The sequence below is a fragment of the Comamonas guangdongensis genome (assembly GCF_041079535.1).
GTDB lineage: Bacteria > Pseudomonadota > Gammaproteobacteria > Burkholderiales > Burkholderiaceae_C > Comamonas > Comamonas guangdongensis.
In genome coordinates this window covers 258,256-281,943 of record NZ_JBFYGN010000002.1, presented here as the reverse complement: position 1 = coordinate 281,943, position 23,688 = coordinate 258,256, and the positions used below count along the sequence as shown (strand labels likewise).

Genomic DNA, 23,688 nt, shown 5'->3' with positions numbered 1-23,688 from the left:
GCTGCTGGCGCAAACAGGACAAGCGCAGCAGCTATTTTTTATGCTGAATCGATTGAAGGTATGCAAGCTTTGTGGATGGTATTGGCCGCGCTGATTTTTGCGGTCATGAGTGTGTGTGTGAAGTTTGCCTCCCAGGACTTCAATGCGGCAGAGATCATCTTCTACCGGGGCCTGGTCAGCATGGCCCTGCTGGCCTGGCTGGCCAGACGCAGCGGCGTGACCCTGGCCACCAAGTACCCCCGGGAACATGGGTGGCGCAGCTTTGTCGGCGTCATCTCCATGGGCGCCTGGTTCTATGCCATCGGCCATCTGCCGCTGGCCACGGCCACCACGCTCAACTCCATGAGCAGCATCTGGATGGCCGTGTTCCTGATCGCCCAGGGCCTGTGGATGCGCCATACGCTGCGCAAATCCTATGCGGCCCAGCCCGAGATACGCCGCGCCATCCCGCCCTTTCCCTGGGCCCTGGTGAGCACGGTATTCCTGGGTTTCGTCGGCGTGCTGCTGGTGCTGCGCCCCAGCAGCGCCCCGGCCAGCGAATGGATAGCGGCCATGGGCGGCCTGTTCGGCGGCATGTTTGCGGCCATGGCCTATATGCAGGTGACCACCCTGTCCCACCTGGGCGAGCCCGAGTCGCGCGTGGTGTTCTACTTCTCCCTGGGCTCGGCCGTCGCGGGCGGCATCGCCATGCTGTTCACCGGCGTTTCGGCGTTCCCGGGCTGGAGTTCCCTGTGGCTGCTGCCCGTGGGCGTGCTGGCCGCCGTGGCCCAGGTCTGCATGACCAAGGCCTATGCCTCGGCCGGCAGCAAGCGCAACACCCTGGTCGTGGCCAATCTCCAGTACTCGGGCATCGTGTTCGCGGCCCTATTCAGCCTGGCGCTGTTCGGCGAGAGCATCCCCCTGATCGGCTGGGCGGGCATCGCCCTCATCGTCGTCAGCGGCGCTGCCGCCACCGCATTGCGGGCTAGAACTTGACCCCCTGAGTCGCCTGCGGCGCCTTCCCCCAGAGGGGGACGACGCCTTCGCTGCGAGGCGGCTCTTGCTCGGCGTCCCTGGCCCTGCGCCGCGCCCATTGCATCCCATGGCTCCCAGAGCGGGTTTACGATCTCAGTCGCCCGCATAATGGATTGCATGCACGCTGATTTTCGGAGCGCACATCCATGACCACCACACCCTCTTCATCCACGCCCGAGCACTACAACACCCTGATCTCCGTCGAACAGCTGACCCGGCTCAAGGCCGGCGGCAGGCCTTTGATGGTGTTCGACTGCAGCTTCGACCTGAGCCGCCCGCCCGCCGGCCATGAGCAGTATCTGCAGGCCCATATCCCCGACGCCGTCTTTGCCGATCTGGACAAAAACCTCAGCGCCCCGCACGGCGCTCCCGGTGCCCACGGCGAAGTGGCCACCAGCGGCCAGGCGGCCTCGGGCGGCCGCCACCCCCTGCCCACGCGCGAGCGCTTCTCGGTCTGGCTGTCGGCCATCGGCTTTACCAATGACATGCAGGCCGTGGTCTACGACCGCAACGGGGCCAATTACTGCGGACGGCTGTGGTGGATGTTGCGCTGGGCCGGGCATGACGCCGTGGCCGTGCTCGACGGCGGACTCCAGGCCTGGCAGGCCGCACAGCAGCCGCTGGGCCATGGCGAAGAACCCGCGCGTTTCCAGTCCAATTTCGAGCTGGGCCGGCCGCTGGAGAGCCTGAAAACGGCAGCCCAGGTGGAGGCCGAACTCGGCCAGAGCGGCCAGACGCTGATAGACGCCCGTGCCCCGGCCCGCTACCGCGGCGAGGTCGAGCCTCTGGACCCGGTTGCCGGCCATATTCCCGGCGCCCTCAACCGCCCGTTCGGCAGCAATCTGGGCGCCGACGGACGCTTCAAGCCCGCGGCCCTGCTCAAGGCCGAGTTCGAGGAGCTGCTGGCCGGGCGCGATCCCGGCAGCGTGGTGCATCAATGCGGCAGCGGCGTCAGTGCCCTGCCCAATCTGCTGGCCATGCGCATCGCGGGCTTTGCCCCCACCGCGCTGTTCGCGGGCAGCTGGAGCGAATGGTGCAGCAAGCCCGACCGCCCCGTGGAGCGCGGCTGAGCAGGCCTTGATCCATCGCCTCCCCCTGGCCGCAAACAGCCCAGGGGGTGAGCTCTATCGCGTTGCCCAGACAACGCGGTTGCGCCCCAGCCGCTTGGCCGCGTAGAGCGCTTCATCGGCACGCTCCAGCAGCGATGCTAGCTCTTCGCCTTCCAGGAACTGGGCCGCGCCCACCGAAACCGTGAGCTCTATCGTCGCTCCGGTCGGCAGCTGCACCGGCGTGGCGGCAACCACCGAGCGCACGCGCTCGAGCAGATAGCTGCCGTCCTGCGCCGAGGTATTGCACATCAGCAGCACGAATTCCTCCCCGCCCCAGCGCGCCAGGATGTCGGCGCTGCGCACGCAGCCCGAGACGAGACGCGCAAAGCTCTGCAGCACCAGATCCCCGGCCGCATGGCCGTGGGTGTCGTTGATGACCTTGAAGGCATCCAGATCCAGCTGCGCCATGAGCAGAGGCTGGCCGCTGCGTGCGGCGCGCAGACCCTCGACACGCATCATTTCCTGCATATGGCGGCGATTGGGCAGGCCGGTCAGCTCGTCGCGCGTGGCCAGCTCGCGGACCTGCTCCACCGCCTGGGACAGATCCCGCTTCCGGCCTTGCAGATGCTCGCGCATGGCATGGGCGCGCAAGGTCAGGGCCGTGCTGGTGAACAACACCACCGCCACGATCAGCAGATACATCGCCGCCAGCTCCACGGGCATGGCGCCCAGCGGCTCCCAGCACTGCACCAGGGCCGCGGCCACGCCATAGGCGATCAGGCCATAGACCATCAGCACCTTGATCTGGGCCGGCCGCAGGCCGAAGACCCCGAACATCATGATCACCGCCAGCACCGGCGGCGTGATGCCGCGCGCCTGGTCGGCAATCGCATAGGCCACGGCATTGCTGGTGATCGCATAAGCGATCTGCACATGGGTGAAAGCCGGGTCGCGCCAGCCCATGCTGGCGCCGCTGCGGATCAGCGCAAAACTGATCAGCACGCAGGCACCGCTGCCCAGCGACCACCAGCGCACCAGCTGCGGGTCGGCCAGACCCGCGACTGCGCCGAGCTCCAGCGAAAAGACGCAGCACACCATCAGCAGGCAGGCCCAGCCCGTGGTCACCAGCGACGCCCGCTGGCGCGGCTCGGTCGTGAGCACAAGGTCCAGCCAGCGCTGCAGGCGCGGGCGGGCCACGATCGCGTCCAGGCTCATGCGGGCTTCCCCGCGCTCTTGGCTAGCACATCAGCCATCCGATCCAACCCCTGCAAATGCTCTCAGATACATAGCAAAAGTCCCTCAATTCACGACATAGGCCGGAGCGTACGGGCCCACAATAGCTATCACGCAGCCATTCCCCGCGGGCCAGGTCAAGCGCCTCGCATACCGCTGCCACGTCATCCAGCAGGAAGACATGGATGTAAGGTAAATCTTACACACCCCCTCCCACAAACAGACGCACGGCACCGACACACCCCGACTTCAGTTCGATCAAGCCCTGGAACACAATCCATTTCAACAGATCGAAACATTTTTAACTTCTTGTTCTCGCAAGCCGTTCCGATCTGCAGAGATTGAAAGGACAGGACCCATGAACAACGAACAAATGCTCGCCGAGATTCGCGAGGCCAACCTCACTTATCTGATGCTGGCCCAGACCCTGATCCGTCAGGACAAGGCCGAAGCCGTGTTCCGTCTGGGTCTGAACGAGGAGGCCTGCGATCTGCTGGCTACCCTGTCCTCGGCACAGGTGCTCAAGCTGGCCTCGCGCAACACGCTGCTGGCCAGCTTCCGCGTCGACGACGAAATGGTCTGGAGCCTGCTGACCAACCACAGCAGCAACAAGATAGCCAACGCCGCCACCAACACCTTGCACGCCAACATCCTGATGGCCAGCCGTGTCTCCGAAGTGCTCTAAGCACTTGCAGCAACAACCCGGTTTCAAGGAGACACCCATGCCCGCAGCCAAGCCAGCCGTCAAAAGCGTTCTGAACGAATCCAAGCAAATCGAGCGCGCCGCCATGCTCATCGAGATGGGCGCCCGCATGCAGGTGCTGGAGTCCGAGACCACGCTGTCCTATGAACGCCTGATCCGGCTGTACAAGGAAATTTCGGGCAAGTCTCCGTCCAAAGGCCAGTTGCCGTTTTCCACGGACTGGTTTCTGACCTGGCAGGAAAACATCCACAGCTCCCTGTTCCTCAATATCTACGAGTACCTGTCCAAGGGCGTGGAGCTGGATTCCGCCGAGCAGCTGACCAAGGCCTACCGCCTCTATATGGAGCAGATCCAGACCGCCGAGCTGGAAGTGCTGCTGTCCTTCACGCGCGCCTGGCGCCTGGTGAAATTTGTCGACGCACAGATGCTGACCCGCACCCAGTGCTCGATCTGCAAGGGCCAGTTCGTGACCGAGCCATACGAGAACGCGCGCCACTACCAGTGCGGCCTGTGCAACCCTCCCGCGCGTGCCGGCAAAAGCAAGGCCGCGGGATCCCTCATGTTGCATTGAGGGATTGAATCCCCCCTGAGCCGCTTTGCGGCTTCCCCCCGAGGGGGACGACATCCTCGCTGCGGGGCGGCCCTTGCTCGATGTCTCTCACTCGGAGTGCGCCAATTTTTCACTCCAGTCATCATTTTCATAGCTGGGAACACCATACGACAAAGGGTTTGAAGCACTTAAGTGCCTCAAACCCTTTATGTATTGACGTAAGCAGCTCCCGATTCGAGAGCTTTCACCCTCTGCCTCAACCCGTGTTGCGCACGCCGGCCGCGATGCCGTTGATGGACAGATGGATACCGCTTTTCACGCGGTCGTCGGTCTGGCCCGCGCGCCAGCGGCGCACCAGCTCCACCTGCAGATGGTGCAACGGATCGATATAGGGAAAGCGGTGGCGGATGGAGCGGGCCAGGGCCGTGTTGTGCGCCAGGCGTTCCTTATCGCCGGTGATCTGCGTCAGCGCCTGCGCCGTGCTCTGCCATTCGGCCTCGATGGCGCCGAAGATGCGGCGGCGCAGACGCGTATCCGTGACCAGCTCGCTGTAGCGCGAGGCCAGGTTCAGATCGCTCTTGGCCAGCACCATGTCCATATTCGACAGCAGCGCGCGGAAGAACGGCCACTGGCGGTACATCTTCTGCAGCAGGGCCAGCTGGGCCTTGGCATCCTTGCCGGGACGATGGATGAAGGCCTGGATGGCCGAGCCAAAACCATACCAGCCGGGCAGGGTCAGGCGACACTGGCCCCAGCTGAAGCCCCAGGGAATGGCGCGCAGGTCCTCGATCGCCTGCGTGGCCTTGCGCGACGCGGGGCGCGAGCCGATGTTGAGCTCGGCAATCTCGCGGATGGGCGTGCTGCTGAAGAAGTAATTGGTGAAACCCGGTGTCTCGTACACCAGCGCACGGTAGGCCCCCATGCTGGCCTCGGACAGAAAGGCCGCGGCCTCCAGAAAAGCCTTGGTCGCGGGCTTGGTCGGCTGCAGCAGGGTTGCCTCCAGCGTGGCGGCGACCAGGGTTTCGAGATTGCGGCGCCCGATCTCGGGGTTGGCATATTTGGAGGCGATGACCTCGCCCTGCTCGGTCAGGCGGATCTGGCCGCGCACCGTGCCCGGCGGCTGGGCCAGAATGGCCTGGTAGCTGGGACCGCCGCCGCGGCCCACGGTGCCGCCGCGGCCGTGGAACATGCGCAGCTGGATGCCGAAATGGTCGGCCAGATCGTCGAACAGGTCCACCAGCGCAATCTCGGCGCGGTACAGCTCCCAGTTGCTGGTGAAGATGCCGCCGTCCTTGTTGCTGTCGCTGTAGCCGAGCATGATGTCCTGCTCGCCGCCGCTGCGCTTGGCCATCTCGGCGATGCCGGGCAGCTGGTAATAGCGGCGCATGATGGGCTCGGCATTGCGCAGGTCCTCGATGGTCTCGAACAGCGGCACCACGATCAGATCGCACAGCGCACCGTCCTGCAGCGTGCCGTGCATCAGCCCCACTTCCTTTTGCAGCAGCAGCACTTCCAACAGATCGCTGACGGTCTCGGTGTGGCTGATGATGCAGTGGCGAATCGCCTCGCCCCCCTGGCGCTCGCGCAGGCGCTTGGCGGCCTCGAAGATCGCCAGTTCGCTGCGCGCGTGCTCTGAATAATCGGCGCCCATCACGCGTAGGGGGCGAGCGTCCTCGAGCAGGCGCACCAGCAGCGCGCATTTGGCATCTTCCTCGAGAGCGCTGTAGTCGGCCTCCACCTTGGCCGTGGCCAGCAGCTCGCGCACCACCTCCTCGTGCTTGTCGGAGCTCTGGCGCAGATCGACGGTGGCCAGATGGAAGCCGAAGACCTGCACCGCGCGCATCAGCGGGCGCAGGCGCTGCGGCGCCAGCGCATCGCCGTGAAAGCGCGACAGCGAGTCATCGATGATCCTCAGATCGGCCAGCAGCTCGGCGGCCGAGGCATAGGCGTTCTGCGGCGCCACCGCATGGCGTGCGGCCTCGCCGCCGGTCAGCAGCTTCAGCGTGGCCGCCAGGCGCGCGTAGATACCGGTGAGCGCACGCCGGTAGGGCTCGTCGCTGCGGTGCACATTGTGGTCGGGCGAGGCTTCGGCCAGCGCCTGCATCTCGGGCGTGACATCGACCAGGCGATCGGACAGCGACAGCTCGCCGCCCAGATAGTGGACCTCGCGCAGATAGTGGCGCAGCGCCACATCGGCCTGGCGCGACAGCGCCTGCTCCAGGCTTTCGGCCGTCACAAAGGGGTTGCCGTCGCGGTCGCCGCCAATCCACTGACCCATGCGCAAAAAACTCTGCTCGGGCAGCTTCTCGCCGAGCTCCTGCTCCAGCTGCGCATAGATCTTGGGAATCTCCTGCAGAAACGTCGCCTCGTAATAGGACAGCGCGTTCTCGATTTCGTCGGCCACCGTGAGCTTGGAGTGGCGCAGCAGCCGCGTCTGCCACAGCTGGGCCACGCAGGCGCGCAGCTGCGCATCGACGCGCGCGAGCTCGCGCGGCGTGAGCGCATCCTTGGCGCTGTTGTAGAGCTGGGCGCGCATGAGTATGTCGTCGCGCTCGGCCAGCAGCTGGGCGATGCGGCGCTCGGCCGTCAGAATGCTCTGGCGCTGCACCTCGGTGGGGTGGGCCGTGAGCACGGGCGAGATAAAGCTTCGGGTCAGGGTCTTGACCACGCTGCCCGAGGAAATGCCGGCCCAGCGCAGGCGCGCCAGGGCTACCTCGATGCTGCCTTCCTGGGTGTTGCCCGCGCGCTCGTGCACGGCGCGGCGGCGGATATGGTGGCGGTCCTCGGCCAGATTGGCCAGGTGCGAGAAATAGGTGAAGGCGCGGATCACGCTCACGGTCTGATCGCTGGACAGGCCCTTGAGCAGCTTCTTGAGCGCCTTGTCGGCGGCCTCATCGGCATCGCGGCGAAACGCCACCGACAGCTGGCGCACCTGCTCGACCAGCGCAAACGCCTGCTCGCCCTCCTGCTCGCGAATCACATCCCCCAGAATTCGCCCCAGCAGGCGGATGTCTTCGATCAGCGGCAAATCCTTGTCCGTCTTGCGCACAGGTCTGTCTGCGGACTCGGCGCTCTTGGGGCGGGCGGAAGGCATGAACTATTCTCCTTGGGCACTATATAGGTCGACACGCATGCTAGCATCCCCTGTTCCCTGTCCTATACAGCGTCCGTTATGAATTCCGAATCGTCCACACCCGCATCCATCGTCATTGCCACACGGGAAAGCCAGCTGGCGCTGTGGCAGGCCGAGCATGTACAGGCGATACTGCGCGGCCGCGGCCATAGCGTCGAGCTGCTGGGCATGACCACCAAGGGCGACCAGATCCTGGACCGCGCGCTGTCCAAGGTGGGCGGCAAGGGCCTGTTCGTCAAGGAGCTGGAAGTGGCGCTCGAGGAAGGCCGCGCCGACATGGCCGTGCATTCGCTCAAGGACGTGCCCATGGAGCTGCCCAAAGGCTTTGTTCTGGCCTGCGTGATGACGCGCGAAGACCCGCGCGATGCCTTTGTCTCCAACAAATATGCATCGCTGGACGAGCTGCCCCAGGGCGCCGTGGTCGGCACCTCCAGCCTGCGCCGCCAGGCTCTGCTGCAGGCCCTGCGCCCCGACCTCAAGATCGAAGCCCTGCGCGGCAACGTCAACACCCGGCTGCGCAAGCTCGACGAGGGCCTGTACGACGCTATCGTGCTCGCCGCCGCCGGCCTGATGCGGCTGGGGCTGAGCGACCGCATCCGCACCAAGTTCGACCCCGCGCAGATGCTGCCAGCCGCCGGCCAGGGTGCTTTAGGCATTGAGGTGCGCGCCGATCGCCAGGACATCATCGACGCCCTGGCGCCGCTGGCCGACCAGAGCACCTGGCTGACCGTGACCGCCGAGCGCGCCGTGAGCCGCTGCATGGGCGGCAGCTGCTCCATGCCGCTGGCCGCTTTCGGCCGTTTCGAGGGCGATACCTTGCACATGGATGCCGCCTGGGGCGATATGGAAGGCAGCCAGGCCATGGTGCGCGTGCAGGCCAGCGCCGTGGTCAAGGATTTCGCGGCCGCCAATGCTCTGGGCGAGAGCCTTGCCGCGAAGCTGCAGGCCGCGGGAGCCGTGCCCGCCAGCACCAAGCCGGACTGAGCGCCCCCTGCCACATGCGCCGCGTACTGGTCACCCGCCCGCTGCACGACGCCCAGCCCTGGGTGCAGGCGCTGCAGGCCCGGGGCATTGCGGCCCAGGCCCTGCCCCTGCTGGCGATAGGCCCGTGTACGGACGCAGCCTCGCAGCGGGCCCTGGCCGCGGCGCGCCGCAACGCGCAGACCCCCGCACACTACCGGGCCGTGATGTTTGTGAGCGGCAATGCGGTACAGCATTTCTTTGCCGCCGCGTTTGATGCTTGCGCACTGCTGGCTGCCGGCACCAGGGCCTGGACGCCGGGCCCGGGCACCGAGCGCACCCTGCTCGCGGCAGGCGTGCCGCAGGCCCAGATCGACGGACCGGCGCCGGACGCTGCGCAGTTTGAGTCCGAGTCGCTATGGCAGAACGTGCATGCACAGATACACCCCGGCGACCGCGTGCTGATTGTGCGCGGCGCCAGCCCCGCGCCCGCTTCGGTCGCACCGACGATTTCGACCCAGGGCGCCGGCCGCGACTGGCTGGCGGCGCGCCTGCGCGAGGCCGGAGCCGAGGTCGAGCTGCTGGCCGTCTACGAGCGCCAGCTGCCCCAATGGACGCCGCAACAGCTGGAGCTCGCGCGGCAGGCCGCCAGCGACGGCAGCCTGTGGCTGTTCAGCAGCTCCGAGGCTGTTGCCAACCTGCAACAGATCTTGCCCACGCAGGATTGGCGGCATGGGCGAGCGCTCACCACCCATGAACGCATTGCCGGCAAAGCGCTGGCCGCGGGTTTTGGCACGGTTTTGCAAAGCCGCCCTCTGCAGGATGAGGTGCTCGCGTCTATAGAATCGGCTCTATGAGCCCTGACGCCATCCCCACCACCGATCAACAGCATACGGATACCCCGCCCGGCCAGGGCCACGCAACCCCGCCCAACTCGGGCCGCGCCGCGCCCATGGCGCTGGTGCTGACCCTGGGAGCCGTGGCCGCAGCCGCCCTGGTGGCCTGCGGCATGCTGTGGCAGCGCGTGGGCAATATGCAGGAGCAGCTGGCGCGCCAGTCGGCCCAGTCCGGCGCTCAGTCCGTCGAGGCCCGCACCCTGGCCAAGGATGCGCAGGATCTGGCCCGCGACAGCGCGGCCAGGGTCTCGGTCATGGAGGCACGCGTCGGCGAGCTCAGCCTGCAGCGCAACCAGCTCGAGGAGCTGATGCAGAGCATGTCGCGCTCGCGCGATGAAAACCTCGTGGCCGATATCGAATCCTCGGTGCGCCTGGCCCAGCAAGAGGCCGAGCTTTCGGGCAGCCTGCAGCCTCTGGTCGCCACCCTCAAATCTGCCAAGAAGCGCGTGGAAAGCACGGCCCAGCCGCGCCTGGCGCCCGTGGTGCGAGCCATAGACCTGGATCTGGACAAGCTCTCGCGCATGAGCGTGACCGACACCAGCGGCGTGCTGGCGCGCATCGAAGACCTGACACGCCAGGTGGACGAACTGCCGCTGATCAACGACGTGGGCCGCCTGCGCGGGCGCAATGCGCTGCAGGAGCACGGCGGCGCGGCCACGCCGGCGGCGCCCGACACCGGCCTTTCTCCGACCCAGTGGGCCTGGTGGCAGGCGCAGAGCGAACGCGTCTGGCAGTCGGTCAAGGACGGTGCCGCCGACCTGGTGCGCGTGCGCCGCGTCGACCACCCCGAGGCCGCCCTGCTGGCTCCGGAGCAAGGCTATTTCCTGCGCGAGAACCTCAAGCTCAAGCTGCTCAATGCGCGCCTGGCCCTGCTCTCGCGCCAGTGGGAATCGGCACGTGTGGACCTGAGTTCGGCCGGGGCCATGCTCAACAAATACTTTGACACCCGCGCGCGCCGCACCCAGATCGCGCAGGCGCAGCTGCAGCAGATCCAAGCCAATCTGCATTCCAACGAACGCCTGCAGCTGGACGACACTCTGACCGCGCTGGCCACTGCGGCCGCCGGCCGCTAACACAGGGAGAACACAGAGATGCGTGCCGCCTTGTGGTTGATGGGTCTGTTTGCCGTGGCCGTGGCCGCGGCCTTGTTTGCCGGCAACAACCAGAGCACCGTGACCTGGTTCTGGTCGCCGTACCGCGTGGACATGTCGCTGAATCTGGCCATTGTCCTGATCCTGCTGGCCTTTGTGCTGCTCTATGCGGCCCTGCGCGCGCTGGCCACGCTGCTGCAGATGCCGCACCAGGCGCGCCGCTGGCGCATGCAGCAGAAAGAGCGCGGCATGAACCAGAGCCTGCTGGAGGCGCTGTCGCATCTGCAGGCCGGCCGTTTTCTGCGCGCGCGCAAGGCGGCGCTGGCCGCGCTGTCCACCGAGCAATCGCTGCGCGACGCCAAGGCCGCGATTCCCTATGGCGAGCGCCTCAACGCCACGGCCAATCTGCTGGCCGCCGATGCCTCGCACGCGCTGCAGGACGGCGCTCTGCGCGACAAGCACTGGCAGCAGGCCATGGAGGTGCTGCCGTCTCCGGGCAACACCCAGGACACGGAAATCCGCGAGGGCGCGCAGATGCGCTCCGCGCGCTGGGCTCTCGATGACCGCGACGCCACCGACTCCATGCGCCGCCTCGGCGAGCTGCCCCAGGGCGCGGGGCGGCGCACCATAGCGCTGCGCATCAAGCTCAAGGCCGCGCGCCTGGCCGGCGATACGCGCATCGCTCTGGACACGGCCCGCCTGCTGGCCAAGCACCGCGCGTTCTCGCCCGCGGCCTCGGCCAGCGTGGTGCGCGGCCTGCTGCTGGCCAGCATTCGCGACGCGCGCGATACCTCCTCGCTGCAGCAGTTCTGGCTGTCGCTGGACGAGGACGAGCGCGCCATGCCCGAGATTGCGATTCCCGCCACCGAACGCCTGGTGGAGCTGGGCGGCGAAGCGCCTCAGGCCCGCGCCTGGCTGCTGCCCGTATGGGAGCATTTGCTGGCCCGGCCCAGCCCGCGCACCGAAGCCCATCTGCCCAAGCTGGTGCAGGTGCTGCAGTCCTGCCTGGGCAAGCTCGACGGCGCCTGGCTGGCCCGCATGGAAGCCGCGGCCAATGCCAACCCGCGCGAGCCGCGCCTGCAGTACCTGGCGGGCATGGCCTGCGTGCAGCGCCAGCTCTGGGGCAAGGCCCAGCAGCTGCTGACCCGCGCGGCCCCGCAGCTGGAGGAACCCTTGCTGCGCACCCGCGCCTGGCAGCGCCTGGCCCTGATGGCCGAGCACCGCGGCGACATGGAGGCCTCGGCCATCGCCTGGAAGCTGGCGGCCCAGGCCATGGTGGTGCTGCCCGACAATCCCGCGCAGGACGAATAGGCGCCGGCGCCGCTCGGCCTTTCGGAGCACCCGAGCACTTTTGCGCTCCGGCACGGAACCGGCCCACTCATGTACGGCCCGGCGGGCCCGGCCCCGTCACTCCGGCGCTGGGCCCAAAAACAAAGGCCTCAGCCGCCGCGGCGAAGCGCGAACGACTGCGGCCTTGATGCAGCCCGGAGTTACTTGCTGTGCTCTATGGTCTGCACCTGATCCGCCACCTGCGCGGCCGTCACATTGCCGGGCTGGCCGCCCCAGGTCTGGCGCATATAGTTGACCAGATCGGCCATTTCCTCGTTGCTGAGCTTGTCGGCATAGGCAGGCATGGTCTGCATGCGTTCGCCATGGGCCAGGTCACGCTCATGCACGCCTTCGCGGATCACGCGGATCAGATTGATCGGCGTGGGGTACATGGCCGTGGTGTTGGTGCTCATGGGCACCGACGAATGCGGCTGGCCATCGCCCTGCGCGCCGTGGCAGCCCGCGCACAGGCCCAGGTACAGGTTCTCGCCCTTGATGTTGGTCTGCCCTTCCGCGGCCTTGACCTTGGGGCCTGACATCGCGCGGTTCTGGGTCAGATAGGCCGCCATGGCGCGCACATCGGCTTCCGGCATGCGCGATGTGGAGTGCTCGAGCACCGAGGACATGCGGAAGGTCATCACGCCCTGCGGCGACAGGCCGGTGCGGAAGAACTTGACCAGATCGTCCTTGGTCCAGCCGCGCTCGCTCAGCGCATCGGGCGTCAGTGCCGGGGCGTATGAGCCCTCGATGGTATTGCCTTCCAGATAGCGCGACTTGTCCATGGCAAAGGTGAGCTTGGTGCGCGGGCTATGGCATTCGGCGCAGTGGCCCAGCACATCCACCAGGTACTTGCCACGGGCCAGCTCGTCCACCGAGATATCGAACTGCTTGGCCGCGGGACGGTTGAGCGCATTCCACATCGCCACCGCCGGACGGATATTGAAGGGGAAGGACATCTCGCCGGGCTTGTTGCCGACTTCCACCGCGGGCTGCTTCATCAGCCACACCCACAGCGCATCGACATCGCCGCGGGTGATCTGGTGATAGCTCGCATATGGCATGGCCGGATACAGCAGCTTGCGGCCCGGGGCTATGCCCGCAGCCACCGCGCGGTACAGGTCGTCGGCCGTCCAGTTGCCTATACCATGCTCCTTGGAGGGCGAGATATTGCTGCCGTAGAGCGTGCCCATGGGCGTGACCATGGGCACGCCGCCGGCCAGCTCGGCGCCGGTCTGCGGCGAGCTATGGCAGGCCGCGCAGTCGCCGGCACGGAACACCTGCTCGCCGCGCTTGTAGAGCACGTCGTACTCCTGCGGCCCCAACTTGGCAAAGTCCACCGTGGCCGCAGGAATGTCGCCGCTGGAGCTGCCGTACAGATACATGCCGCCGGCCACGAGCACGCCCAGCACGGCGACCGCACCCAGGCCCTTGATCCAGGTCTTAGCCATTGTTCACGACCTCCTTGGTGCGCTTGCCCGTGGTCAGGCCCGGCGTCTTCAGGATCACGTCGCGCACGGCGTGGTAGTAGCGCACATAGCCGGTGCAGCGGCAGATATGGGGCTCGAGCTGCTCCTCGATGGCTTTTTCCACCTCGTCGGCGGGCACGGGATGCTTCTCCAGCTTTTCCATCAGCACCGTGGCCGAGTTCACAAAGCCCGGCGTGCAGTAGCCGCACTGGAAGGAGTAGTGCTCGAGAAAGGCTTTTTGCACCGGCGAGGGATGGACCACGCCCTTGTCGTCCACCGACGCAATGCCCTCCACGGTGCGGATGCTCTTGCCATTGAGCCAGGTCACGCCGGTCACGCAGGCGGGCACGGTGATCGAGCCTTTTTCGGGGTCGTCGACGATGATGGTGCAGGCGCGACACACGCCCTGGCCGCAGCCCAGGCGCGTGCCGTTCATGCCCACATACTCCTGCAGGAACTCGATCATCATCAAGTCCTTGGGAACCTCGACGGGGCCTATTTTTTTGCGGTTGATCGTGGCAGAGAATTGAATACGGTCCTGCATCACAGTACCTCTTTGATTTTTTCGGGGGTCACGGGGGTGGCATAGAAACGCTTGCCGGTGGCATTGGCGATGGCGTTGACGCAGGCGGCGACCACGGGAATCATCACCACCTCGGCCATGCCTTTGGGCGGATCGGTGCGCGACAGCGGCGGCAGCACATGGCCTTCGGCCGTCCACACGGCCACTTCGCTGGCGCGCGGCACGTGGTAGCGGCTCAGACCCCACTGCCCATTGCCCGGGCCGGCCTCATGCGGCGGCAGGTCCTCGTAGAGCGCATGGCCTATGCCCATGACCACCCCGCCCTGCACCTGGCCGGACACCAGCTCGGGCACGATCTGTGTCCCGCATTCCAGCCAGGTCTTGTGCGAGAGTATCTGCACCTTGCCGGTGCCGGTGGACACGGCCAGCTCCACCATCGTGGCGCAGGGCGCGTAATACACGGTGCCCGCGTTGTTGCGCTGCACCGGCGGGTAATAGACCTTGTCGCGCGCGACGAAGGCATAGCCGCCGTACTTCATGGCGGCCTTCTTGGCGTCGCCGGCCCCCTGGCCGTACTGGACCGAGAGCGCGTCCACCAGCGCCTGGAACTTGGTGCCCTCCACGGTGAAGTCCGCCTTGGCCCAGGCCCAGCGGTTGAAAGCGTGCACGCAGACGCCGGTGACCATGCCCAGCTCGTGCGCGCGGGCCGCCAACCGCTCCAGGCTCAGCGGCTCCAGGCCTTCGGCCACCAGCATGCGGTCGCGCCACTCGAGCATGTCTTCGGTGACGGCACTGGGCAGCAGCTGTCCGCCGCCGGCCTTGCCGGACCAGATGGACTGGGCTGCCGGCCACAGGCAGAGCTTGAGCAGCAGCCGCGCGGCCTGCTGGGTCGCATGGCGGAAGTAATAGGCCGAATTCGATGCCGACACCGGCGACACCAGGCGCGGCACCCAGGTCGGATCCTTGGCCAGCTCGTCCTCCTTGGCCTGGGGCGTGGTATAGGGCTCGTCCTGGGTATGCAGGGGCAGGTTGTCCCAGTGATTGACCGCGAAATCCACATCGTCGGCCGGGCGGCCCAAGAAAGGCTCGACGGCCATCAGCTGGGCCGTGGTGCTGCCGGTACCGATCTCGCCGGCGATATGGCGCATCCTGATGCGCCCCTCGGGCGTGATCTCGAGCTGGGCGATGGAGGCTTCAGCCCCCGTGCCGAAGTCCTTTTGCACGGCACCGAAGCCTATGCCGTAGCGCATGCCGGGGTTAGCCGCCTCGTAGGCCGCCTTGCGCTTGGCGCGCTCGGCCCACATCGCATCCTTGGCGGCCAGATCCAGAATCTCGCCTATGCGCAGCTGGCCCGAGGGCGATGCGCCCTGGGTGTTCTTCATGCTGCTCTTGAGCACATTGCGCTTGCGCAGCTCGATGGCGTCGAGGCCGATTTCCTGGGCGATCTCGTCCACCAGCATCTCGGTATAGGCCATGGACTGCACCGTGCCATAGCCGCGCATGGAGCCCGCGGTCACGCCGATGGACGGATTCACCTGGGTCGATAGGTCGCTCTCGGGGAAGTAGTAGATCGACTGCGCCGCGGTCACGGCCACCGTGCCCACGGAGGGGCTGAAATTCATCACGCCGCCGCCGTCGCCCACCATGCTGCAGGTCAGCGCCTGGAATTTGCCGTCCTTGTCCACCGAGATCGCGGTTTCCACCTCGAAGGGATGGCGCTTGAGCGCGAACTGGAAATGCTTCCAGCGGTCCAGCGCCAGCCGCACGGGGCGGCCCTGGGCATAGAGCGACGCCAGCGCCACATAGAACGGGAAGGGATGGTGCTCCTTCTGGCCATAGCCCACGGTATAGGCGCTGATGTAGTCGAGCTTGCCCAGCGGCAGCTTGCTGTCCTTGACCATGTGCATCACATGCTCGGCCGTGCCATAGGGGGCCTGGCTCGCGGCCACCATGCGCAGCGCGCCGCTGTCCCGGTCATACCAGGCCAGGCCGTTTTCCATTTCCATGGCCACATGCTCGATGGACTGGCTGTAGTACTTGCGCGCAAAAGCACGCAAACCTTCCTTGGGCTGCTTCATCTCGGCCTGGATGCGGGCCGACTCGCCCATCAGCGCGCCAAAAGCCGGGTGGCTCTGGTCAGGCCAGTGCACGCCCTTCTCGTCGAGCTGCGGCCAGATCACCGTGTTCTTCATCGGCGAGAACTTGTCCTCGCCGTAGGCATCCTCGCCCTGCACGCGCACATAGCGCGCGGCCACATAGGGCGTGCGCGCCGGCTGCGCGGCCTCGGCGCCAAAGCGGAAGATGGCGTCGTTGAAGCGCAGGCGCTGGTTGGCCACGCGGAATTTTTCGTAGTCATGCCAGATGGCCACGGCCACGGGATGGCCCAGCATGGGGGAAAGCTGGCCCTTCTTGACGAAGAACTCGCCGTAGAAGCCGGGGTCGGGCATGCGCAGTCCGTCGGCGGCAATCGACTCCGCATCGATCAGCACGTCGGGCTGGTAGTCGCTGCCCAGCACGGACAGGTCCAGACCTTCGTAGATGCGGTCCGCGCGGGGAATGTGAATGGTCAGCGCATGCGACTGCTGCTCGGGCCAGCCCTGCATGTCCTTGGCGCGCAGGTCTATGGCAAAGACCTTCTGCCCCGTGACCTTGGCCAGGCCGTCGCGACGGTAGTTGAGCCTGTTGCCGCTGATCCAGTGGCTCTCCTGGCCGCTGGCGGGCGTCAGCAATTCCGCAAGTGCGTCTTTGACCGGGCGCACACTTGCAATCACGCCCATGGCGGCGGCAGCCTTGAGAAAACTACGCCGATTCAAGTCCAGTTTGGACACTGTTCCAACTCCTTGCTGCAATGCGCACATGCAACAGCAGGGGCTGGCGTGGACACATCGCTAGATGACTATGTATTCCTGAGGTTGTACGCACTCAGGAGTCAAAAAGCAGGTGATAACGGCTGCTGTTGCTGTCGGCATTTGCCCACAGATAGCCAGCCTCGGCCGTCCGCCACGCTTTGGTCTTTTACAAGACTAAGAGGCGCGGAGTATAGAAACAGCGTCTCTCATCACTTTTTGTTACGCCAAATCACAAGTTAATTACTCGGAAAATTGACGTCAATCAACACAGACCTACGGCATTGATGCTTGCAGGCAAATCGATCGACCCGGCACAGATCCGCCCCTCGCTCGAGGCTGAAATGCTCCGCCCCTCCATGGAAGCCGAGGTTTTTTCGCCCGAGCATTCAGCTTTTTTGAATCGAGACCTCAATCCGGCTGAACCTTTCCGCATTTCCGGTTTCATACACTGCATGTCAATCGCAGCGGACGCTCAGGCCCCGCTGCTCACAAATCCTTAGCAGCCTTCATGAACAACTCTGCGTCACCACACCGCTATACCGGAACGGCCATTGCGCTGCACTGGCTGCTTGCCGCTGCGCTGATCGGCATTTTCTTTTTCGGTCTGTATATGACGGACCTGCCGTTTTCGCCGGCCCGCCTCAAGTACTTCAACTGGCATAAATGGGCGGGCATGACGATTCTGATCCTGTCGGCGCTGCGCCTGCTGTGGCGCATCACGCATCGCCCGCCGGCCCTGCCCGAGGCCATGGTCCGGACCATGCCGGCCTGGCAGCGCGCGGCCCACCATGGCGTGCACCACCTGATGTATCTGCTGTTCTTCGCCATTCCGCTGATGGGTTGGATGTACAGCTCGGCCGCCGGCTTCCCCATCGTGCTGTTCGGCCTGCTGCCCCTGCCCGACCTGGTCGGCAAGAGCCCCGAGCTGGCCGAGGCCCTCAAGCCCTGGCATGCCTATCTGGCCTATGCGCTGGCCGCCCTGGTGCTGCTGCATGTGGCCGCCGTCGTCAAGCACCAGCTCATAGACCGCGACGGTCTGCTGTCGCGCATGCTGCCCGGCGGCCGCTGAGCCGCCCCGATACCGAATTTTGTTGCACTCCAAGGAGTTGACTTCCATGCGAACCCTGTTCAAGACCTCTGTCGTCGTCGCAGCCCTGGGCGCGGCCGCCATCTCCAACCTGGCGCTGGCCGACCAGGCTCTGGTGCCCACACAAAGCGCCGTCCACTTCGAAGCCAAGCAGATGGGCGTGCCCATCAAGGGCCAGTTCAAGAAGTTCGACGCCAAGATCAGCTTCGACACGGCCAAGCCCGAGACCAGCAAGATCCACTTCACGGTGGATACCGGCAGCGCCACCATGGGCGCCAAGGAAACCGATGCCGAGCTGCCCAAGGCAGACTGGTTCAACGTCGCCAAGTTTCCCCAGGCCAGCTTCGACTCCAGCGCCGTCAAGGCCCTGGGCAGCGGCAAGTACCAGGTGGACGGCACTCTGACCATCAAGGGCAATGCGCAAAAGGTCAGCCTGCCCGTGCAGCTGACCCAGGCCGGCGCCACGACCACGGCCACCGGCACGCTGCCGCTCAAACGCCTGACCTTCAAGATCGGCGATGGCGACTGGAAGGACACCTCCATGGTGGCCGATGAGGTCAACGTGCAGTTCAAGCTGGCCTTGACCGGCGTCGGCAAGCTCTAAGCCTTTTTCACCTCTGACGCTTGACCAGCAATCGCCAGCCGCTCACTTTTTTACTTCCCAACACTCTGAAGGAGATTCTTCCCATGCGTTTCACCCTGCTCGCCCTGGCCGCTGCCTCCTTGTTCGCCTCCGCCGTGCACGCTGCGCCGTCCACCTACGCCATCGACCCGACCCACACGTTCGCGACCTTCGAGATCGACCACTTCGGCGCCTCCACCAATCGCGCCCGCTTTGACAAGAAGAGCGGCAACGTGGAGTTTGACAAGGCCGGCAAGACCGGCAAGGTCGATGTCGAGCTGGACATGACTTCGGTGAACTCCGGCACCCCGGCCTTCAACAAGCACCTGCAGAGCGCCGACATCTTTGACGCCGAGAAATTCCCCAACGCCAAGTTTGTTTCCGACAAATTCGTGTTCGACGGCGACAAGCTCAAGGAAGTGACCGGCCATCTGACGCTCAAGGGCAAGACCGCCCCCGTGACCCTCAAGGCCAACAAGTTCACCTGCTACGAAAGCCCCATGCTGCAAAAGCGCGAGGTCTGCGGCGGCGACTTTGAAGCCACCATCGACCGCACCCAGTGGGGCGTGGACTACGGCATCCCCTATGGCTTCTCCAAGCAAGTGCGCCTGGTCATGCAGATCGAAGCCGTGAAGCAATAAGCGCGCTTTTCCGCATTACTTTTCTTCATGCGAGGTCTTGAACGGCCTTGTCTTGGCCCGGGCCGTGAATTCGACCCGGGCTTTTTTGCGTCTGCGTCCCGAAATACCACACATGTCGGGCGGTCACATGAATTTCATTTAGGTTAATCAATTACGGATAGTAGAATCTTCCTCACACCCTCACCAAGGAGACAACGATGAACGCCTCTGTCGCAACCACACCGGCCTATCCCGACCTGTCCCAGCTGCCCGCCCCGGCCGCCTGGCGCCAGCTGCACCACTACGCCTACAAGGCCAAGGATGCCGAGGAAACGCGCCACTTCTACGAAGACATTCTGGGTCTGCCGCTGTTCCACATCATCCAGAGCGACTACGTTCCCTCCACGGGCGAGTACTGCCCCTACACCCATTTCTTCTTCCGCCTCAAGGACGGCTCGTTCATCGCCTTCTTCGACATCGGCGACGACAAGGCCGCTGCCCCCTCGCCCAACACGCCGCTGTGGATCAACCACATCTCGTTCCGCGTGGACACCGTGCAGGAGCTGGAGAACACCAAGGCCCGCCTGCAGGCCTGCGGCGTGGAAGTGCTGGGCGTGACCGACCACCATATCTTCAAGAGCATCTACTTCTTCGACCCCAACGGCATCCGCCTGGAGCTCACGGCCCAGCTGGCTGACGAAATGCAGATGCTCCAGGAAAGCAAGACCGCCCACGCCCGCCTTCAGGAGTGGACGGCACGCAAGCAGCAGTGGCGCCAGGAACGTGCCGAAGGCAAGTCCAGCGCGCCGCTCAAGCCCCAGACCAACGACCGTCCCGAGTTCGTGCCTCCCGGCACGGTTTAAAAAACGCGCCCCGCGCCTCCTTGGCCGCCGCCCCTCCGTAAGAGGCTTTTCATCCCGGGAGCGGCCCGGCAATAAAAAAGGCATCCCTTGGGGATGCCTTTTTTGCTCATGGCCGGGCAGCCGCCCGCTCAGACCTTTTTCACAAACTCGGTCTTCAGGCTCATGGCGCCAAAGCCGTCGATCTTGCAATCGATATCGTGATCGCGGTCGACCAGGCGAATGTTCTTCACCTTGGTTCCCACCTTGACCACGCCCGCCGAGCCCTTGAGCTTCAGATCCTTGATGACGGTGACGGTATCTCCGTCCTGCAGCACATTGCCTACGCTGTCGCGGTAGACCCTGAGCTCGGGTTCGCCCGATGCGGCGGCCTCGGCGGACCATTCATGGGCGCATTCGGGGCAGACAAACAGGCCGCCATCCTCGTAAGTGAACTCGGAATGGCATTGGGGACAGGGGGGAAGTGTGCTCATGGGGGTAATCCTTTTCATTGCGCGGCCGGACCGCGGAAATACCCGGGCCGGCCGCCTCTGCGCCACGACAGGCCCGGCCATCCTCATATATCCAGGCAATGAGGCGGCAGGCCAAGGCTGTGGACTCAGTGTACCCGGCCGATCGGCGGCGGCTGCCGCCCCTGCCGCAGCCAGTACCCACCCGCGCCGCTCACATGTAGCAGATCGCTAGAATCAGACCATCCGTCTCGAACCTTTGACGGCATCCCGCGGGATGCCGTTTTCCTTGACAACAACACCATGAGCGACACCCCTGCACAACCCGGCCTGGAGAGCCTGTCCAAATCCTTCGAACCCGCAGCCATCGAAGCCCACTGGGGCCCCGAGTGGGAAAAGCGCGGCTACGGTCACGCCGGCGTGCGCGGCACGGGCAAGCCCGATGCGGCCCAGCCCTCGTTCGCCATCCAGCTGCCCCCGCCCAATGTGACCGGCACGCTGCACATGGGCCATGCGTTCAACCAGACCATCATGGACTCGCTGACGCGCTACCACCGCATGAAGGGCTACAACACGGCCTGGATTCCCGGCACCGACCATGCCGGCATCGCCACCCAGATCGTGGTGGAGCGCCAGCTGCAGGCTGCCGGCCAGAGCCGCTACGACCTGGGCCGCGAGAACTTCGTCTCCAAGGTCTGGGAATGGAAGGAGCAGTCCGGCAACACCATCACCACGCAGATGCGCCGCATGGGCGATACCGTGGACTGGAGCCGCGAGTACTTCACCATGGACGACAAGCTGTCCAAGGTCGTGACCGACACCTTCGTGAAGCTGTACCAGCAGGGCCTGATCTACCGCGGCAAGCGCCTGGTGAACTGGGATCCGGTGCTGCAATCGGCCGTGTCCGATCTGGAAGTGGAAAACCAGGAAAAGGACGGTAGCCTTTGGCATATCGCCTACCCGCTGACCAGTGGCGAGGGCCAGCTGGTGGTGGCCACCACCCGCCCCGAAACCATGCTCGGCGACGTGGCCGTGATGGTTCACCCCGAAGACGAGCGTTACAAGCACCTGATCGGCCAGACCGTGACCCTGCCCCTGGTGGGCCGCCAGATCCCCATCATTGCCGACGAATATGTGGACCGCGAGTTCGGCACCGGCGTGGTCAAGGTCACGCCCGCGCACGACAACAACGACTATCAGGTGGGCCAGCGCCACAAGCTGCCCATGATCTGCGTGCTGACCCTGCAGGCCAAGATCAACGACGAGGCGCCCGAGAAATACCGCGGCATGGATCGCTTCGTGGCCCGCAAGGCCATCGTGGCCGACCTGGAAGAGCTGGGCCTGATGGTCGAGATCAAAAAGCACAAGCTGATGGTGCCGATCTGCGACCGTACCGGCCAGGTGATCGAACCCATGCTCACCGATCAATGGTTCATCGCCATGAGCAAGGTCAGCGACCAGGACCCGAGCGGCAAGTCCATCGCCCAGAAAGCCATAGACGCCGTGGCGTCCGGCGAAGTGCAGTTCGTGCCCGAAAACTGGGTCAACACCTACAACCAGTGGATGAACAACATCCAGGACTGGTGCATCTCGCGCCAGCTCTGGTGGGGTCACCAGATTCCGGCCTGGTATGACGAAGAAGGCAATATCTATGTTGCCAAGAACGAAGCCGAAGCCCAGGCACAAGCTGACAAGGTTTCCCCCGGCAAGAAGCTGACCCGCGACGCCGACGTGCTGGACACCTGGTACTCGTCGGCCATGGTGCCGTTCTCGACCATGGGCTGGCCCGAGCAGACCGATGCGGCCGACGACGACTTCAACCTCTACCTGCCCTCCTCGGTGCTGGTGACGGGCTACGACATCATCTTCTTCTGGGTCGCCCGGATGATCATGATGACCACGCACTTCACGGGCCGCGTGCCGTTCAAGCATGTCTACATCCACGGCCTGGTGCGCGACGCCCAGGGCAAGAAGATGTCCAAGTCCGAAGGCAATGTGCTGGACCCCGTGGACCTGATCGACGGCATCGCGCTCGAGCCCCTGCTCGACAAGCGCACCGTGGGTCTGCGCAAGCCCGAAACCGCACCCCAGGTGCGCAAGAACACGCAAAAGGAATTCCCCGAAGGCATTCCCGCCTACGGCGCCGATGCACTGCGCTTCACCTTTGCGGCACTGGCCTCGCTGGGCCGCAGCATCAACTTCGACAGCAAGCGCTGCGAGGGCTACCGCAACTTCTGCAACAAGCTGTGGAATGCCTCGCGCTTCGTGCTGATGAACTGCGAAGGCTTCGATTGCGGCCTCAAGGAACATACCAAGGAACAGTGCCAGCCCGGTGGCGAGTTCGCCGGCTATATGCACTTCAGCCAGCCCGACCGCTGGATCGCCTCGCAGCTGCAGAAGGTCGAGGCCGAAGTGGCCAAGGGCTTTGCCGAGTTCCGCCTGGACAATGTGGCCAACGCCATCTATGACTTCGTCTGGAACGAGTTCTGCGACTGGTACCTGGAAATCGCCAAGGTGCAGATCCAGACCGGCAACGAGGCCCAGCAGCGCGCCACGCGCCGCACGCTGATCCGCACGCTGGAAGCCATTCTGCGCCTCGCCCACCCCATCATCCCGTTCGTGACCGAAGAGCTGTGGCAGCAGGTGGCTCCCGTGGCCGGCCTCAAGGGCGACTCCATCGCCGTGGCCCGCTACCCCGAAGCCCAGCCCGCCAAGATCGACGAAACCGCTATCGCCTACGTGGGCCGCATCAAGCAGATGGTGGATGCCTGCCGTGCGCTGCGCGGCGAGATGGGCGTCTCGCCCGCCCAGCGCCTGCCGCTGCTGGCCGTGGCCGGCAATGCCGAGGATTCGGCCTTTCTGCGTGCCAATGCCGACGTGCTCAAGAACCTGGCCAAGCTCAGCGAAGTCAAGGTCTTCGACGACGAGGCCGCCTGGGCAGCCACCGCACAGACCGCGCCGGTCAATGTCATCGGCGACATCCGCATGGCTTTGTTCGTGGAGATCGACGTGGCAGCCGAGAAGGCCCGCCTGTCCAAGGAGGCCAAACGCCTGGAAGGCGAAATCGCCAAGGCCAACGGCAAGCTGGGCAACGAGGCTTTCTGCGCCAAGGCCCCCGCCGCCGTGCTGGAGCAGGAGCGCAAGCGTCTCGCCGACTTTGGCGCCACTTTGGCCCGCATCAACGAGCAGCTGGCTCGCCTGGGCTGAAATGAAATCCCCCTGAGCCGCTTTGCGGCTTCCCCCTGAAGGGGGAC

At 65.2% G+C, this 23,688-nt stretch carries 19 protein-coding genes; 13 read left to right on the top strand and 6 right to left on the bottom strand.

Annotated elements, in window-relative coordinates; all coding sequences use genetic code 11:
- Positions 1-60: 60 nt before the first annotated feature.
- Positions 61-975: a DMT family transporter gene (locus AB6724_RS02830; protein ID WP_369336978.1), complete on the top strand. Its 915-nt coding sequence runs from the start codon at positions 61-63 to the stop codon at positions 973-975.
- A gap of 185 nt (positions 976-1,160) precedes the next feature.
- Positions 1,161-2,084, top strand: a complete 924-nt coding sequence (locus AB6724_RS02825; protein ID WP_369336977.1) for a sulfurtransferase — start codon at positions 1,161-1,163, stop codon at positions 2,082-2,084.
- 54 nt (positions 2,085-2,138) lie between these two features.
- On the opposite strand, the gene AB6724_RS02820 is transcribed toward AB6724_RS02825, so the two are convergent.
- Positions 2,139-3,278: a GGDEF domain-containing protein gene (locus AB6724_RS02820; RefSeq protein WP_369336976.1), complete on the bottom strand. Its 1,140-nt coding sequence runs from the start codon at positions 3,276-3,278 to the stop codon at positions 2,139-2,141.
- Positions 3,279-3,654: 376 nt separating this feature from the next.
- On the opposite strand from AB6724_RS02820, the gene flhD reads away from it, so the two are divergent.
- The gene (gene flhD / locus AB6724_RS02815; protein ID WP_369336975.1) at positions 3,655-3,981 is read left to right on the top strand and encodes a flagellar transcriptional regulator FlhD; all 327 of its coding nucleotides are present in this window, start codon (positions 3,655-3,657) and stop codon (positions 3,979-3,981) included.
- A 37-nt stretch (positions 3,982-4,018) separates the two neighbouring features.
- Positions 4,019-4,570: a flagellar transcriptional regulator FlhC gene (gene flhC / locus AB6724_RS02810; protein WP_369336974.1), complete on the top strand. Its 552-nt coding sequence runs from the start codon at positions 4,019-4,021 to the stop codon at positions 4,568-4,570.
- A gap of 235 nt (positions 4,571-4,805) precedes the next feature.
- On the opposite strand, the gene ppc is transcribed toward flhC, so the two are convergent.
- Positions 4,806-7,643 carry a phosphoenolpyruvate carboxylase gene (ppc, locus tag AB6724_RS02805; protein WP_369336973.1) on the bottom strand — a complete coding sequence of 946 codons (2,838 nt, stop codon included), beginning with the start codon at positions 7,641-7,643 and terminating at the stop codon, positions 4,806-4,808.
- Between the two features lie 78 nt (positions 7,644-7,721).
- Here ppc and hemC point away from each other — a divergent pair, with 78 nt between their 5' ends.
- From hemC to AB6724_RS02785, 4 genes are read left to right on the top strand one after another with little or no spacing between them, the layout of a single operon-like run.
- A complete protein-coding gene (gene hemC, locus AB6724_RS02800; RefSeq protein WP_369336972.1) occupies positions 7,722-8,666 on the top strand; it encodes a hydroxymethylbilane synthase in 945 nt (314 codons plus the stop codon).
- A gap of 14 nt (positions 8,667-8,680) precedes the next feature.
- Positions 8,681-9,499, top strand: coding sequence for a uroporphyrinogen-III synthase (locus AB6724_RS02795; RefSeq protein ID WP_369336971.1), 819 nt, complete (start codon positions 8,681-8,683; stop codon positions 9,497-9,499).
- Positions 9,496-10,611 (top strand): uroporphyrinogen-III C-methyltransferase, encoded by a 1,116-nt coding sequence (locus AB6724_RS02790; protein WP_369336970.1) that lies wholly within the window; start codon positions 9,496-9,498, stop codon positions 10,609-10,611. The genes AB6724_RS02795 and AB6724_RS02790 overlap by 4 nt, the downstream gene beginning before the upstream one ends.
- An 18-nt stretch (positions 10,612-10,629) precedes the next feature.
- Entirely contained in the window at positions 10,630-11,940 is a 1,311-nt protein-coding gene (locus tag AB6724_RS02785; protein WP_369336969.1) for a heme biosynthesis protein HemY, read from the top strand.
- 179 nt (positions 11,941-12,119) lie between these two features.
- On the opposite strand, the gene AB6724_RS02780 is transcribed toward AB6724_RS02785, so the two are convergent.
- Genes AB6724_RS02780 through AB6724_RS02770 form a run of 3 tightly spaced genes read right to left on the bottom strand, consistent with a single transcriptional unit; the run spans position 12,120 to position 16,775 of the window.
- Positions 12,120-13,406 carry a c-type cytochrome gene (locus AB6724_RS02780; protein WP_369336968.1) on the bottom strand — a complete coding sequence of 429 codons (1,287 nt, stop codon included), beginning with the start codon at positions 13,404-13,406 and terminating at the stop codon, positions 12,120-12,122.
- Entirely contained in the window at positions 13,399-13,968 is a 570-nt protein-coding gene (locus tag AB6724_RS02775) for a (2Fe-2S)-binding protein (protein ID WP_369336967.1), read from the bottom strand. The genes AB6724_RS02780 and AB6724_RS02775 overlap by 8 nt, the downstream gene beginning before the upstream one ends.
- A complete protein-coding gene (locus AB6724_RS02770) occupies positions 13,968-16,775 on the bottom strand; it encodes a xanthine dehydrogenase family protein molybdopterin-binding subunit (RefSeq protein ID WP_369336966.1) in 2,808 nt (935 codons plus the stop codon). The genes AB6724_RS02775 and AB6724_RS02770 overlap by 1 nt, the downstream gene beginning before the upstream one ends.
- 529 nt (positions 16,776-17,304) lie before the next feature.
- On the opposite strand from AB6724_RS02770, the gene AB6724_RS02765 reads away from it, so the two are divergent.
- From AB6724_RS02765 to AB6724_RS02750, 4 genes are all read left to right on the top strand, one after another.
- Complete coding sequence (locus tag AB6724_RS02765) at positions 17,305-17,865, top strand: cytochrome b (RefSeq protein WP_369336965.1); 561 nt, start codon at positions 17,305-17,307, stop codon at positions 17,863-17,865.
- Between the two features lie 46 nt (positions 17,866-17,911).
- Positions 17,912-18,487, top strand: coding sequence for a YceI family protein (locus AB6724_RS02760; protein ID WP_369336964.1), 576 nt, complete (start codon positions 17,912-17,914; stop codon positions 18,485-18,487).
- Between the two features lie 83 nt (positions 18,488-18,570).
- Positions 18,571-19,146 carry a YceI family protein gene (locus tag AB6724_RS02755; protein ID WP_369336963.1) on the top strand — a complete coding sequence of 192 codons (576 nt, stop codon included), beginning with the start codon at positions 18,571-18,573 and terminating at the stop codon, positions 19,144-19,146.
- Positions 19,147-19,343: 197 nt separating this feature from the next.
- Positions 19,344-19,988 (top strand): VOC family protein, encoded by a 645-nt coding sequence (locus tag AB6724_RS02750; RefSeq protein ID WP_369336962.1) that lies wholly within the window; start codon positions 19,344-19,346, stop codon positions 19,986-19,988.
- Between the two features lie 128 nt (positions 19,989-20,116).
- Here AB6724_RS02750 and AB6724_RS02745 read toward each other — a convergent pair whose 3' ends face one another.
- Complete coding sequence (locus AB6724_RS02745) at positions 20,117-20,458, bottom strand: zinc ribbon domain-containing protein YjdM (protein WP_369336961.1); 342 nt, start codon at positions 20,456-20,458, stop codon at positions 20,117-20,119.
- 279 nt (positions 20,459-20,737) lie between these two features.
- Here AB6724_RS02745 and AB6724_RS02740 point away from each other — a divergent pair, with 279 nt between their 5' ends.
- A complete protein-coding gene (locus tag AB6724_RS02740) occupies positions 20,738-23,641 on the top strand; it encodes a valine--tRNA ligase (RefSeq protein WP_369336960.1) in 2,904 nt (967 codons plus the stop codon).
- The last annotated feature ends 47 nt before the right edge of the window (positions 23,642-23,688 follow it).